This is a genomic window from Kocuria sediminis (assembly GCF_009735315.1).
Classification (GTDB): Bacteria; Actinomycetota; Actinomycetes; order Actinomycetales; family Micrococcaceae; genus Kocuria; species Kocuria turfanensis.
Window position 1 is genome coordinate 7,121 of record NZ_WOGU01000016.1, and the last position, 13,485, is coordinate 20,605.

At 71.9% G+C, this 13,485-nt stretch carries 13 protein-coding genes and 2 pseudogenes; 7 read left to right on the forward strand and 8 right to left on the reverse strand.

What is annotated here, in order from left to right; genetic code table 11:
* From GMA12_RS19050 to GMA12_RS15905, 3 genes and pseudogenes are all read left to right on the forward strand, one after another.
* Nucleotides 1-287: pseudogene (locus tag GMA12_RS19050) on the forward strand (3,4-dihydroxyphenylacetate 2,3-dioxygenase); the annotation flags it as partial.
* 39 nt (nt 288-326) lie between these two features.
* Nucleotides 327-1,112: a 2-oxo-hept-4-ene-1,7-dioate hydratase gene (hpaH, locus tag GMA12_RS15900; RefSeq protein WP_162459959.1), complete on the forward strand. Its 786-nt coding sequence runs from the start codon at nt 327-329 to the stop codon at nt 1,110-1,112.
* Nucleotides 1,097-1,918: an HpcH/HpaI aldolase family protein gene (locus GMA12_RS15905; protein ID WP_156270492.1), complete on the forward strand. Its 822-nt coding sequence runs from the start codon at nt 1,097-1,099 to the stop codon at nt 1,916-1,918. The genes hpaH and GMA12_RS15905 overlap by 16 nt, the downstream gene beginning before the upstream one ends.
* Nucleotides 1,919-2,061: 143 nt before the next feature.
* Here the strand turns inward: GMA12_RS15905 and GMA12_RS15910 are convergent, their stop codons facing one another.
* The 3 genes from GMA12_RS15910 to GMA12_RS15920 all read right to left on the reverse strand — a co-directional run bounded on the left by GMA12_RS15910 (nt 2,062) and on the right by GMA12_RS15920 (nt 5,219).
* Nucleotides 2,062-3,303 (reverse strand): DUF3500 domain-containing protein, encoded by a 1,242-nt coding sequence (locus GMA12_RS15910; RefSeq protein WP_156270493.1) that lies wholly within the window; start codon nt 3,301-3,303, stop codon nt 2,062-2,064.
* A 236-nt stretch (nt 3,304-3,539) separates the two neighbouring features.
* The gene (locus GMA12_RS15915) at nt 3,540-3,830 is read right to left on the reverse strand and encodes a hypothetical protein (protein ID WP_156270494.1); all 291 of its coding nucleotides are present in this window, start codon (nt 3,828-3,830) and stop codon (nt 3,540-3,542) included.
* A gap of 348 nt (nt 3,831-4,178) precedes the next feature.
* Nucleotides 4,179-5,219: a YeiH family protein gene (locus GMA12_RS15920; RefSeq protein ID WP_156270495.1), complete on the reverse strand. Its 1,041-nt coding sequence runs from the start codon at nt 5,217-5,219 to the stop codon at nt 4,179-4,181.
* Nucleotides 5,220-5,291: 72 nt separating this feature from the next.
* On the opposite strand from GMA12_RS15920, the gene GMA12_RS15925 reads away from it, so the two are divergent.
* Nucleotides 5,292-6,182, forward strand: coding sequence for a LysR family transcriptional regulator (locus GMA12_RS15925; RefSeq protein ID WP_156270496.1), 891 nt, complete (start codon nt 5,292-5,294; stop codon nt 6,180-6,182).
* A 166-nt stretch (nt 6,183-6,348) separates the two neighbouring features.
* Here GMA12_RS15925 and GMA12_RS18565 read toward each other — a convergent pair whose 3' ends face one another.
* Nucleotides 6,349-7,245 (reverse strand): DoxX family protein, encoded by an 897-nt coding sequence (locus tag GMA12_RS18565; RefSeq protein WP_206064717.1) that lies wholly within the window; start codon nt 7,243-7,245, stop codon nt 6,349-6,351.
* Nucleotides 7,246-7,336: 91 nt separating this feature from the next.
* Here GMA12_RS18565 and GMA12_RS15935 point away from each other — a divergent pair, with 91 nt between their 5' ends.
* Together GMA12_RS15935 and srmL are read left to right on the forward strand one after the other, a co-directional pair.
* Nucleotides 7,337-7,918 carry a TetR/AcrR family transcriptional regulator gene (locus GMA12_RS15935; RefSeq protein WP_156270497.1) on the forward strand — a complete coding sequence of 194 codons (582 nt, stop codon included), beginning with the start codon at nt 7,337-7,339 and terminating at the stop codon, nt 7,916-7,918.
* A 276-nt stretch (nt 7,919-8,194) separates the two neighbouring features.
* A complete protein-coding gene (gene srmL, locus GMA12_RS15940) occupies nt 8,195-9,307 on the forward strand; it encodes a PheS-related mystery ligase SrmL (RefSeq protein WP_156270498.1) in 1,113 nt (370 codons plus the stop codon).
* A 472-nt stretch (nt 9,308-9,779) separates the two neighbouring features.
* Here the strand turns inward: srmL and GMA12_RS15945 are convergent, their stop codons facing one another.
* From GMA12_RS15945 to cspE, 3 genes are all read right to left on the reverse strand, one after another.
* Nucleotides 9,780-11,111, reverse strand: coding sequence for a cation:dicarboxylate symporter family transporter (locus GMA12_RS15945; protein ID WP_156270499.1), 1,332 nt, complete (start codon nt 11,109-11,111; stop codon nt 9,780-9,782).
* Nucleotides 11,112-11,600: 489 nt separating this feature from the next.
* Nucleotides 11,601-12,158, reverse strand: a complete 558-nt coding sequence (locus tag GMA12_RS15950; protein ID WP_370831836.1) for a dTMP kinase — start codon at nt 12,156-12,158, stop codon at nt 11,601-11,603.
* 339 nt (nt 12,159-12,497) lie between these two features.
* A complete protein-coding gene (gene cspE / locus GMA12_RS15955) occupies nt 12,498-12,704 on the reverse strand; it encodes a transcription antiterminator/RNA stability regulator CspE (RefSeq protein WP_156270501.1) in 207 nt (68 codons plus the stop codon).
* 208 nt (nt 12,705-12,912) lie between these two features.
* Between cspE and GMA12_RS19620 the strand changes: the two genes are divergently transcribed.
* Entirely contained in the window at nt 12,913-13,329 is a 417-nt protein-coding gene (locus tag GMA12_RS19620) for a hypothetical protein (RefSeq protein WP_240898902.1), read from the forward strand.
* Here GMA12_RS19620 and GMA12_RS19625 read toward each other — a convergent pair.
* Nucleotides 13,263-13,478, reverse strand: a pseudogene (locus tag GMA12_RS19625) (amino acid permease); the annotation flags it as partial. The gene GMA12_RS19620 and the pseudogene GMA12_RS19625 sit on opposite strands and share 67 nt — an antisense overlap.
* Nucleotides 13,479-13,485: the final 7 nt, after the last annotated feature.

Sequence of the window (13,485 nt, forward strand, 5' to 3'; positions counted from 1 at the left end):
AGGACTACTACACCGGCGACCCGGACAACCCGGTCGTCACCTGGGACGTGCACGACAACCAGCGCCGCGACTGGTGGGGCACCCCGGTCGTGCCCTCCTGGTACACCGAGGCCTCCCTCGTGCTCGACCTCGACGGCAACCCGCAGCCGGTCGTCGAGCGCAGCGACTCCAGCGAGATGGCGGTGACCATCGGCGCGGACGGGTTCTCCTACACCCGCAAGGGAGACGAGCCCGACGAGCTGCCCAGCTGGAAGCAGGGCGAGTACAAGCTGGGCCACCAGCTGTGACGGCCCCCGAGATGTGCACGTCCCTGTCCGGAGGTCCCCGTGCTGCCGCCTGAGACCATCACCGCGATCGCCGACGAGCTCGCCGCCGCCGAGCGCGACCGCACGACCGTCCCGCTGCTGACCGCCCGGTACCCCGGCATGGTCGTGGAGGACTCCTACGCCGTGCAGAACGAGTGGCGCCGGCGGGCCATCGCGGCCGGGCGCCGGCCCGTGGGCCGCAAGATCGGGCTGACCTCGAAGGTCATGCAGGCCGCAACCGGGATCGACGAACCCGACTACGGGGCGATCTTCGCGGACATGGTGTTCGAGAACGGATCCGTGATCGAGCACGCCCGGTTCTCCAACGTGCGCATCGAGGTCGAGCTCGCGTTCGTGCTCGCCGAGCCGCTGGAGGGCCCGGCCACCACGGTCTTCGACGTGCTGCGGGCCACGGAGTACGTGGTGCCGGCGCTGGAGATCCTCTCCTCCCGGCTGGAGCTCCAGGGCCGCACCATCGTCGACACGATCAGCGACAACGCCGCCATGGGCGGAATGGTCTACGGCGGCAACCCCGTCAAGCCCGGCGACGTGGACCTCCGGTGGATCTCGGCGCTGCTGTACCGGCAGGAGACGATCGAGGAGTCCGGCGTCGCCGCGGCCGTGCTCAACCACCCGGCCATGGGCGTGGCGTGGCTGGCGAACAAGCTCGCGCAGCACGGCGACCGGCTCGAGGCCGGGGAGATCGTGCTCGCCGGCTCGTTCACCCGCCCCATGTGGGTGCACCCGGGCGACACCGTGCTCGCCGACTTCAAGGAGCTGGGGACGATCTCATGCCGCTTCGTCTGAGCCCGACGTTCCGCGACGCGCTCGCGGCACGGGGGGACGCAGGAGCCGCCCCCCGTCCGCTGGCGGGGATGTGGGTGTGCTCGGGCAGTGCGCTGGTCGCCGAGATCTGCGCGGGCTCCGGCCTGGACTGGGTGCTCATCGACATGGAGCACTCCCCCAACGGCCTGGAGGCCGTGCTCGCGCAGCTGCAGGCGGTGGCCCCCTATCCGGTCACCCCGGTGGTGCGCGTGCCGATCAACGACGGCGTGACCATCAAGCAGGTGCTCGACCTCGGCGCGCAGAACCTGCTGGTGCCGATGGTCTCCTCCGCCGAGGAGGCCCGGGCCGCGGTGGAGGCCGTGCGCTACCCCCCGCGCGGCCGCCGCGGCGTCGGCTCGGCGCTGGCCCGCTCCGCGCGGTGGAACCGGGTGGACGACTACCTGCGGGAGGCCGACGCGCACGTGTCGCTGTTCGTGCAGATCGAGACCGCCCAGGGCGTGGACGCCGCCGCCGAGATCGCCGGGGTGGACGGGATCGACGGGGTATTCGTCGGCCCCTCCGACCTCAGCGCGTCCATGGGGCTGCTCGGGCAGCAGAGCCACCCGGACGTGGTCGCCGCCGTCCACCGCGCCTTCGAAGCCGTCCGCTCGGCGGGCAAGCCGGTGGGCGTCAACGCCTTCGACCCGGCCGTGGCACGGTCCTACCTGGAGGCCGGGGCGTCCTTCGTCCTCGTGGGCGCGGACGTGGCGCTGCTCGCCCGCGGCTCCGAGGCGCTCGCGGACGCCTTCGTGCCCACCACCGGCGAGGGGAAGCGCGCCAGCTACTGACGGCCCATCCCGTCTGCGGCGTGGCCCGCCGCCCCGGTGCCCGGCCCGGTGTTCACCTCGTGACCGTGCCCTCCGGTCGTCCCGCACCATGGTGCGGGACGACCGGAGGGCACGGTCACGTGCGGCACGTCCGGGGAGCGGGGTCAGCCGTTCGCGGGCGCGGTGCCTGCCGGGGCGCCCGCCGGAGCCCCGCCGGGCCCGCCCATGCCGGTGGCCTCCTGCTGGGTCACGGCCCCGGCGTAGTCGTCGGCCGGGTCGCGGTAGATGGTGTGGATGTGCCCCCACCCTGCCGTGGTGTAACCGGTGACGTCGGCGCCGGCCGAGCCCTGCTGATCGGCGAACTCGATGTAGACGTCGGGTCCGGAGATCTGGAAGTAGATGCCGTCGCCGGTGCTCATGTCGTAGGCGGTGGCCCCGGACCAGTTCACGTAGGTCTCGTCCAGGCTGGCCTCGATCGTGGCCAGCTCCTCGGCGGTGGTCTGCTCATCGGCCAGGCCCACCCACTGGGCGATGACGTCGAGCAGCAGCTGCTGCTGCTCCTCGGTCAGCTCCGACCCGGCGATCCCGGTGCCGGTCGGATAGTCGCAGGCGCCCCCGGGGGCGCAGACCAGATTGCCCACCTGCTCGCCCTGGTACAGCGCCGCCTGCTGCTCCTCGGAGAGGCTGTCGTAGAAGGCGAAGGCGGTCTCGTACATCCCGGCCAGAGGCTGCACCTCGTTGCCCTGCCCGTCGGTGTAGACGGCCGGCTGGGAGCCCAGGTGGGTGGGGGCGAAGGTGATCGAGTCCTCGGCGCCGTTCAGGGTGGCGTTGATCCCGAGGTGGTGTCCGCCGAACTGCACCTCCCAGGCGCCGGTGTCGGATGGGTCGCCGAAGAAGGCGATGTAGTACTGGCCCAGCGACTCCTCGGTGCTGCTGCTGTTCTGGGCCAGGAACTGGTCCCCGCCCATGATGTCGGTGACGGTCGCATAGCCCTCCTCGCTCAGCAGCGCCTCCAGCACGCCCAGGGCCGCGGCCTGCTGCTCCTCGGTCAGCTCCGCCAGGTTCAGCCCGGCGCGCTCGACGAAGGTGACCGGGAAGTTCGACCACGACGTGGTCCTGGACTCGTCGTCGTAGGCGTACAGCACCTGCTCGCGCTGCTCGGCCGACAGCGTCGCCAGGAACTCCTGGGCCGCGGCCGCCGTGGCCGTGATCGTCTCCTCCGCGGCCGCCGTGGCCGAGGCGTTCTCCGCGGACGCCGACGACGCGGCCGTGGCACCGGCAGTGATCGACGTCGATGCCGCGGTGGAGGCCTCGGCAGTCAGCGGAGCGCAGGCGGTGATCGACAGGACGCCGATCAGGCTCAGCGCGGCAGCGGCCGTGCGGAAGCGGTGCGTGGCGGTGGTCATGGTTCTCCTCGTGGTGCCGCAGTGGGGGTCGTCGCAGTCCATTGGACGCAACGGCCCTGTGCCGGCCACACGCCGAACCTGTGCCGAGGCTGTCAGAGACGCCGCCCCGCCCGTTTCCGACGGCCGAGCAGCACGGACGAGGAACACCCGAGGACGGCCTCGCACCGCGCGCCGCACCCGGCGCGCGCACGGTGCTCAGGCGACGTCGTGCCCCCTGCCGCGCCCGCCCCGGAGCCTCACCTCGTGCGCCGGCAGGCGGGCTCGCTCGTGTAGGTGAGCACCACCTCGTCGTCCTCGGGGCGTTCCCGGAAGGAGCGGTGGGTGACGGTGGCCATCACCGCGGTGATGACCGCCTCGTCGTCCTCGGGGCGTTCCCGCTCGGGACGCCACCGGCTCGGGGAACGCCTGAGGGTCTCGACCGGTGAGGCACCGGGCCGGGTCCGGCTCCGGGACGCTGGAACGGTGCCGTCGATCTCCGGCGGCGCGGGCGGGATGGATCCGGAGTGGACCCTGGGTGCTGTGGTCATGGCGCTTCCCTACGTCGTTGTAGTGATGTGCTCGGTCGGCCTGCGCCCACGCGGGGCGTGAGGAGTCCGGTGGAGTGCTCGTCTCCCCGGATTCCCGGCTCCGTCGCGGGGCCCGGCGTCACGGCGGCCCGGGTGGATCCGGGCGTGCTGCCGGACGCCGCGAACACCGAGAGGAACGGACGGCGCACTGGTGGGGTCTCCGCGCTCGCCCGCAGGTGAAGCCGACCTTAGTGAACCGGGGCGCGGGCCGGAAACATTGGGTCGAATATGTCGGCGCCCTCGTCGGTCCCCGTGCAGTGCGCCCGGTCAAGGGGAGCCGGTGCGTGCGGGCCGGGCGGCGGTCACGGCTCAGGAGGCCAGGAGCACCCCGACCAGGGCCGTGCCGGCCACGACGACCGTGGAGAGGGCTCCCAGGACCACCGGCCGGACGCCGACGCCCAGCAGTGCCCGCACCCGCACGCCCAGCCCGAGGGCGAACATCGCCGTGGCGAGGACCATGCTCTCGAGAGTCCTCGCACCCTCCAGCACCGGGGCGGGCACCCGTCCCGTCGAGGCCAGCAGCAGCATGGCCACGAAACCGACGACGAACAGCGGCACCAGTGGGGGAAGAGTGCCGGCGTGCCCGTCCGTGGCGCCGGCGGCGCGACGGGTCCGCCAGGCCAGCACGGTCATCACCGGGGCGAGCATCAGCACGCGCGCGAGCTTGGCGACCACGGCGACCGTCAGGGCCCCGGAGCCCAGGGTGCCGCCGATGGCCACGACCTGCGCCACCTCGTGGGTGGCGGCGCCCGCCCACAGTCCCGCCTGGTGCTCGGTCAGGCCGAGCAGCCCGGACGCCGCGGGCACCAGAGGAATCATGAGGGTGCCGAAGAGGACCACCAGACCCACCGCCAGGGCCACGTCCTCCTCCTCGGCGTCGGTCACCCCGTCGACGGCGGCCACGGCCGCGGCCCCGCAGATGGAGAAACCGCAGGCGATGAGCAGCCGCTGGGCCGGTGGCACTCCCAGCCGCGCACCGGCCCAGACCGTGACCAGCAGTCCGATCCCCACGGTCGCCACCACGGTGAGCACCATGGGGAGACCCAGTCCGAGGATGTCCTGCAGGCCGACCTGCAGACCCAGCAGCACGATCCCGATCCGCAGCACCCGCCGGGCGGCCAGGGCGATCCCCGGTGCGAGTCCTGCCGGCACGGGCAGGGTGTTCGCCACCACTGCGCCCAGCACGATCGCCACCATCAGCGGGCTCACCGCCGGCAGCACGGACGCCACCAGCGTGGCCACGGTCATGCCCGCGGTGCAGAACGCCAGGCCGGGGAGCCAGACCGTCCGCGGCCGCTGCCCGACCACGGACGCGGAGGACTCCCCGGACTTCGGCGATGCGGAACTCATGGGTTCCATCGTGCCCGGGGCCCGGTGCGGCCACCAGCCGTTCAAACGGCCTAGGGGTATATCTTCACTGATATGGACTGGCCGGATCTGCACGCCCTGGAGCTGCTCGTCGCCGTGGGCGAGCTGGAGAGCCTCAGCGCGGCCGCCCGCCGCACCGGCACCGCCCAGCCCAACGCCAGCCGGACGGTGGCGCGCCTGGAGCGGCGATGGAGGGTGCGGCTGCTGGAACGCTCTCCCCGAGGAGCGGTGCTCACGCCGGAGGGGCGGCAGCTGGCGGCCTCGGCGGAGCGGGTGCTGGCCCGTTGTCGTGAGCTCCAGGAGGAGGTGGAGCGGGTGCGGGGCACGGCGGCCGGGCACGTCACCGCGGCCGCCTCGATCACGGTGGCCGAATACCTGGCCCCGGCCTGGTTGGCGCAGTTCCGCCTGTCCCACCCCGAGGTCGACGTGCGGCTGCAGGTGTGCAACTCGGCCGAGGTGCTGCGTCGGATGACCGCCGGGGAGGCCGATGTCGGGTTCGTGGAGACTCCCCGGCTGCCCCCGGGGCTCGGCGGAGCCGCCGTGGCCGTGGATCGCCTGCTGCTCGTGGTCACCCCCGACCACCGGTGGGCGGGCCGCTCCGACGGGATCGACGCCGCGGAACTGGCCGCCGAACCGCTCGTGGTGCGCGAGGCCGGTTCCGGCACCCGCTCCACCCTCGACCAGGCACTGGCCGGGCACCCGCTGGTGCCCCCGGCCATGGAACTCAGCAGCAACGCCGCGGTGCTGGGCGCTGCCCGCGCCGGAGCGGGCCCGGCGGTGCTCAGCGAGCTGGTCGTGCGCGCGGAGGTCGATTCCGGGCGGCTGTCCACGGTCCCCGTGCGCGGATGCCGGCTCGAGCGCACGCTGCAGGCGGTGTGGCGACCACCCCTGACGCCCGGACCGGCGACGGACCTGGTCACCATCGCCGTGTCCGGCTCCGCCTGACGGTGCGAGGGCTCCGGGCCGGCAGGTGACGGAACTGTCCCTCGCACACCGGGACCGTCGCCGGACCGGAGGCGGAGACCGCCCCGTCGGTCGAGGAGCTGTTCGTGTCCACCTCGGCACCATGACGTCGATGCCGCTTCCGCCCCACGGCGACCGCCCTCGCGGGCTACCGACCGGAGACCGTGCGGGTCGTCGTGCGGAGCACTTCTCGGACCTCCGGCCACGTCGTCGGCGCCTGCGCGGCTGGGAGCGGGCGGAAGGCCGACTCCCGCAGGCGCGGCCGGTAGCTCCGCATGACGTGGGCGTGCAGCTCGGAGCGGGTGTAGCGGCGCATCGCGTCCTCGTCCGTCCACCGGGACCAGGTCCAGAAGGTCCCGGTCAGCGGTTGGGCGGCGAGCTCGAGCCAGACGGCACCGGGCGCTCGTCGCACCGCACGCCGCAGCCGGAGGGAGACGAGGAGGAACCCCGGCACGTGCCGGGCCGAGCGCAGCCGCAGCCGGGAGACGAGCACGACGTCGGTGGCGGAGGCGTCGGGCGGCTCTGCGGCGGGTCCGTGCGCCCGGGGCAGGACGGCAATGAACTGCCCCAGGGCGTCGCTCAGCACCGCACGGCGCCAGTGCGTGACCACCACCACGGCGGCGGATGCGACGTAGAGCAGCTGCATGGCGGCGCGTGGCAGCAGGGCGGTGGCCGGTTCCCCGCCCAGCGTCAGGCCGGCGGTGGCCGCGTGGACGTTCGCGGGGAACATCAGGACCATCAGGAGGCCGAGTCCGCCGGCTGCCCATGCGGCCGTCCGCGGCACCAGCAGCCCGACCGCGCCGGCGAGCTCCAGGACCCCGGTGACCGTGACGAGCAGCTCGGGGCGGGGCAGGCCGGGCGGCACCATGGCGACGAGGTCCTCGCGCAGCCCGGCGAAGTGGGACAGACCGGTGACGAGGAACATCACGGCGAGACCGACGCGCAGGGCCGCGGGCGCCGCGTCCCGCAGGCGGCGCCGCCCCAGCAGCGCGGCGACGCCGAGCGTCGCCGATGTCGCGGAGAGAAAGATGACCAGGACCGACATGGAGTCCTCCTCGAGAGAGCATCTTGTCACTGACAAGACTGCGCCTGGGGGCAGGACTTGTCAATGCCTAGATCTGGGTTATGGTGCGGGAATGACCTCTCGCGCCTACCACCATGGCAACCTCCGCCGTGCGGTGCTCGACGCGGCCGTGGAGGCCGTGCTCGACGTCGGGCCTTCACAGCTGAGCCTCCGGGACCTTGCCCGCCGAGCAGGGGTGTCCCACGCGGCCCCTGCCTACCACTTCGGCAACAAGGCCGGGCTCCTGACGTCGTTGGCGGAAGAGGGGTTCCGGATGCTCGCGGACCATCTCACCGAGGTCCTGGAGCGCACGGGCAGCTTCCTCGAGGTCGGCGTCGCCTACGTGCACTTCGCGGTGGAGCACCGGGCGCACACCCTGGTGATGTTCCGCCCGGATCTCTACGACTCCTCCCGCGCCGACGTGGTCCAGGTGCGCGCCGCCGCCACCGAGGCGCTCACCCAGGGGATCCTGACGCTGCCCCCCGACGTGGTCGGGCCGGACCCGAGGGTCGCCGCCGTCGCCGCCTGGTCGCTCGTGCACGGCTTCGCGGACCTCTGGCTCGGCGGTGCGCTGGGGGAAGCGGACGGAGGCGATCTCACCGCGTCAGCCCGGGCCGTGGCCCGGTTCCTCTTCGACAGGGGCACGCCGGAGTAGCGTCGGGGCAGAGCCTCTGCACGAGCGCCGATGGAGGTGCGGGCGACCTCGCCGACACACTCGTGGCACGGGCACAGGCCGGCTCCTCGACACGTGCCGGGGCCGGTGATCGTTGCTAGCCTTGACAGCATGGTGCACGTCCAGCGATTTTCCCGCCCCCGGCCGATCAGTGGCCGCGGGGCAGTGAGCGCGCCTTCCTGAGCCGCCTGGTCTCCGCAGGCACGGCCGGGGGAACCTCCGTTCCCGTCCACGGCCCAGCCACCACAGGAGATCCCCATGTCGGCGCTCTCGTACCTGACCCCCGACCAGCTCGCCGGCGCGCTGAAGCTCCGCGACCTCAGCGACCCGGACCAGGGCGCGCACTCGATGCAGCTGCTGCTGGAGGAGCTCGTCACCGCACTGCAGCAGCAGTGGGACAGCTCGGTCCGGTGGGTGCGCAACCCACCTCTCGTCGCCGTCCATGACAACTACGACCGCCTGGGGTACGGCCCCGGCGACGTCACCAGGGCACAGAGGTACACCCGGTACGTCTCACCGACCGTGCTGCTCCGCACCCACACCAGCGCGGAGCTGCCCACGGCCCTGCAGGACTACCGCGGTCGATCCGACGTCGACGAACTGCTCGTGGTCCCGGGCCTCGTCCACCGACGCGACGTGGTCGACCGCACGCACGTGGGGGAACCGCACCAGGTCGACCTGTGGCGGATCCGGTCCACGCCCAGGACGACCGACGAGGACATGCTCGGGATGATCGGCACTCTCGTCGACGCGGTCCTGCCCGGTGCGCGGTGGCAGACCACCCACGTCGAGCACCCCTACACGCTCGGCGGACGACAGGTGGACGTGCACACGGAGGGCCGGTGGCTGGAGCTCGCCGAATGCGGGCGCATCCACCCCGAGGTGCTCCACGGTGCGGGCCTCGACCCGCAGACGTGGTCCGGCCTGGCCCTGGGCCTGGGCCTGGATCGGGCGCTCATGCTGCGGAAGTCGATTCCCGACATCCGCTGTCTGCGCTCCTCGGAGCCGCGCATCGCAGCCCAGATGCTCGACCTGCAGCCCTGGCAGCACGTCTCGTCGCTCCCCGGCACGCGACGGGACATCTCCGTGGTGCTCGATGACAGCGAGGACGACGAGACCATCGGTGACCGGGTCCGGACAGCCCTGGGGAAGGACGCGGACCTCCTCGAAGCCGTCGAGGTCCTGTCGTGGACGCGGTGCGAGGATCTGCCGGCCGCAGCTCGTGACCGCCTCGGCATCACGGCCGGCCGGAGCAACGCGCTGATCCGCCTCCACATCCGCCCGCTCGTGCGGACCCTCACCTCGGCCGAGGCCAACGACCTCCGCAACACGATCTACCTCGCGGTCCACGAGGGCCCCATGCCGAGCTGATCTAGCGGGCAGGACGGTCCTTCCGCCCGAGCGGGGGGCACTTCTTCTCCAGGAGCGGTCTCGGCCACGCCGCGAGCACCGGTGAGCCGGAGGCATGGCCGGAGCTGTGCGCCTCCTGGCTGAGCGCGCTGGGATGGCTGACAGGGCCCACGACGCCCTGAACGGCGGCCACACGTGAGGGCGGCCCGCTCGGACGGTGTGTCCACGCGCGCGCCACCTCCGTCGACTTCCGTCCCTCTCGGAGACGCGTGATGCCGATGGTGTGGGCGGTGGTGAACTCCCGGTGGGACCGCACCCCTGGAAGCGGCCCAGCCCGGAGTGGCGTTCCCCGCCGGAAGCCACGTGGACCTCCTCCTCGGCGCGCAGAGCGGCGACCACCTGCCCGAAGATCTCTTCCCGGGCGAGGCTCGCGGCAACCAGCCCGCCCGCAGTCCTGCTCTCCGGGAGAGGAGTCCGCTGCCTGGTCCTGCGGCTACGCGGTGGCGGGGGCCGGGGCCATAGGCGTGGCTGCGGGCGCGGCCTGCGGTTCGGCTTCACCGGCGAGGGCCGCACGCATCCGGGCGCGGTCGAGCTGCCCCTCCCAGCGGGCGACGACGAAGGTGGCCACGCAGTTGCCCAGCAGGTTCACGACCACCCGCATGGAGTCCATGAGGCGGTCCGCGCCGAGGAGCAGCGCCACCCCGGCCACCGGGAACAGCCCCAGAGCGGCGGCGGTGGCCGACAGGGCCAGGAAGGACGATCCGGGCACGCCGGCCATGCCCTTGGAGGTCAGCAGGAGCACGCCCAGGGCGGCCAGCTGCTGGCCCAGCGTCATGTCGATGCCGAAGGCCTGGGCGAGGAAGACCAGGGAGATGGACAGGTAGATGGCCGCCCCGTCCAGGTTGAAGGAATAGCCGGTGGGTATGACCAGTCCGGTGGTGGCCCGGGAGCAGCCGGCCCGGTCGAGCTTGTCCATGATCCGGGGCATGACGGATTCGGTGGAGGCGGTGCCCAGGGCCAGCAGGAACTCCTCGCGGGTGAAGCGCAGGAAGGCCCCCAGCGGCACACCGGCGACGAACCGGGCGATGAGGAAGAGGATCATGATGAACAGGGCCGCGGCCCCGTAGCAGGCGGCGATGAGCTTGGCGTAGGTGCCCAGGGTCGACAGCCCGTACTGGCCGATGATGAAGGCCATCGCTCCGAAGGCCCCCAGCGGGGACAGGCGCATGATCCAGCCCATGATGCGGAAGAACAGTCCCAGGACCGTCTCGAACAGGCTCAGCACCGGGGCGCACTTCTCGGGGCCGGTCACGATGACCGCCGCCCCGAACAGCAGGGAGAACAGCAGCACCTGCAGCAGCGAATTGGTGGCGAAGGCGTCGATGACGCTGGTGGGAATGATGTTGAGCAGGAACTCGGAGGCGGTGGCCGGCTCCGTGGTCGTCTTCTCGTCCAGAGCGGTGGTGTCCAGGGTCGCCGGGTCGATGTGGAGTCCGGCGCCGGGATCGACGAGATTGCCCACCACCATCCCGAAGACCAGCGCGGAGGTGGAGACGACGAGGAAGTAGACCAGGGCCTTCATTCCCACCCGCCCCACGGCTTTCACGTCGCCGACGTGGGCGATCCCGGTGACCAGCACGAGGAAGATCAACGGGGCGATGACCATCTTGATCAGCCGGATGAAGCCGTCACCCAGCGGTTTCATCGCCTCGCCCACAGCCGGCCAGAAGTGCCCCACCAGCACCCCCAGGACCACCGCCACGGCCAGCTGGACGAACAGCGAGGAGGCGACGACCCTCGGGGACACGCGAAAAGAAGATTTCATGACGCCCAAGCTAGAAGCGTACTGTTTCGTACCTGTTGCTCCCGTGGGTCGGTGAAGAGAACCCGGGACATCATCGGTGCACCCCTGGCTCGTCTCCACCCCGCATCGGCCACATCGAGAGGTCATCCCGATGCGCGCCGTCCGCCCGGAGAAGTCCCGTCCGGACGTCACAGCGCTGTCGTGCCCCGGCCTGGGCAGGGTGTCCTCCGCCCGAGATGCGCAGGGGCCCCGCAGCAGCCTGGTGACCAGTGGGCCACCGTGAAGCGGCGGCGGGGCAGCTTGAACACCGGGAACAGGTCGCACACGCACGTCTCCCCACCCGCGCGGGAGAGCACCCTCGACATCAGCTGCAACCGCATCCGATCGGCGATCAGGTGCGCGCAACCCACAATCCTCGGGGTCGTGAGCACCGGCACGGTCTGCGGTCCTCACGGTCGGCCGAGCCCGGGGCGGCCCGTGTCCGGGGGCGATCGTGGTTCGGTCGGCCGCTCAGAGGTCGACGGCCTCGGCGATCCGGGCGACCAGCACCTCGGTCGTCACGGTCGCGTCCACCACGCTCCAGCCCTTCGCCTGAGCGAGCTCCAGGTAGGCGTTGCGCGCGGTCCGCAGGTGGTCCAGCGTCTCGTCGTCCTCGCCGCGGCGCAGGATCCGCTGCTGCGCGACCTGCGCCGGAACGTCGAGAACGACCACCGAGTCCGGACGGATCCATCGGTCCGCCAACCACGGCAGCACACGGCCCGGCGGCAGGTCCCGGCCCCGGCGCAGCACGAGTTGGCACACCAGGTGACGGTCGAGGACCACCAGACCCGCCCGGCGGCCGGCCCGCACCCGGGACACCAGGACGTTGGCGGTGCGCACCACGGTCTCGAACCGGTCCGCCCACCGCACAGGCAGCTCCAGACCGCACCGTGCCGAGACGCGGGCCAGCCATCGGCGACCGGATCGGTTGCGCAGCGCGATCGCCGGCCGTCCCGACTCCCGCTCCGCCGCCACCAGCGCATCGGCCGTGGTCGTCTTCCCGGCCCCGTCGATGCCCAGTAGCACCACGATTCTCGTGGGGCCTCGGGACGGAGACCTGCCGGGCCCCGGTCCATCTGCCTGAGAACGACGCACCCGACCCACTTCCTCGACTGCTCCTGACACCATTGAACGCAGGATCCCACGCCGTGCGCACACCAGGCGAGCACTCGGCAGCGGCCCTGACACCGGGCCCGAGGTGAGACGCCGCAGCCGGTGCTGCTGCGGCGCAGAGAAATGATGACTGCCACCCGAAGACCGGGCCCGGAACGAGGAATCGCCACCCGGCCGGAGCCGGGTGGCGATTCCTCGTCGACGTCGGAGCGATCAGCCCCGCGCCGGTGATCTCACGGGGAGATCAGAGCGTTGTCACGCAATCACGGTGATGTTCGCGGCCTGGGGGCCCTTGGGGCCGTCCTGGGTCTCGAACTCCACGCGCTGGTTCTCCTCGAGGGAGCGGTACCCGCCGGAGTTGATCGCGGAGAAGTGCGCGAACACGTCCTTGGAGCCGTCCTCGGGGGTGATGAAGCCGAAGCCCTTGTCGGCGTTGAACCACTTCACGGTGCCAGTAGTCATGGGGAACCTGTCTTTCTGGGAAACGGAGCGTCCCCGACGATCGGGGTGCTCGGGCGTTGCGATGCCTGCCAAAACGTCTTCTCAGAAAAACCGCTGCGCCCGGATGCGGGCGAACTGCTTGAAATACGAAAAACGAAACTTCAACAACTGAGCACGACTGTACGCGACGCGGCCCGGATGCGCAGTGACGGATGACACCTCTGATCCCGTGATCACCGCCCAGCCGGTGTGGCTCTCCCCCGGGGTTCCCGGCGACTCCGTCCGGCATCGGAACAGCCAGCATCAGGTGGACACAGGTGAGGACCGCCAGGATCGGGACGACCGGCACGAACGGCACGCGGAACGACCGCGGCAGATCGGGCCGGGTGCGGCGCAGCACGATGACGCCCGGGGACACGACGACGAAGGCGGCGAGGGTGCCGGGGTTGACCAGTTCCGCCAGGGTGGTCAGCGGAACGAACGTGGCGATCACCGCGATGATCCCGCCCACCCAGGGGGCACCCACCGCGGTGAAGACGGTGGCCAGCGGGGCGCCGTCGGCCGGGTCGATGTCGGTGTCAGGACCAGATTCCAGCCGGTGGTCCAGGCGGCACGCTCTGCCAGGGTGGCGAAGGAGAAGGTGTAGGCACTGCCGGCCACCGGAACGGCCGATGCCAGCTCGGCGTAGCACAGGGCCGCCAGGGCGCACGCCACGCCCGCGATCACGAAGGACAGGGCGATGCCCGGCCCGGCGTGGACGGCGGCGGCCTGCCCGGTGAGGACGAGGATGCCGGCCGTGCGG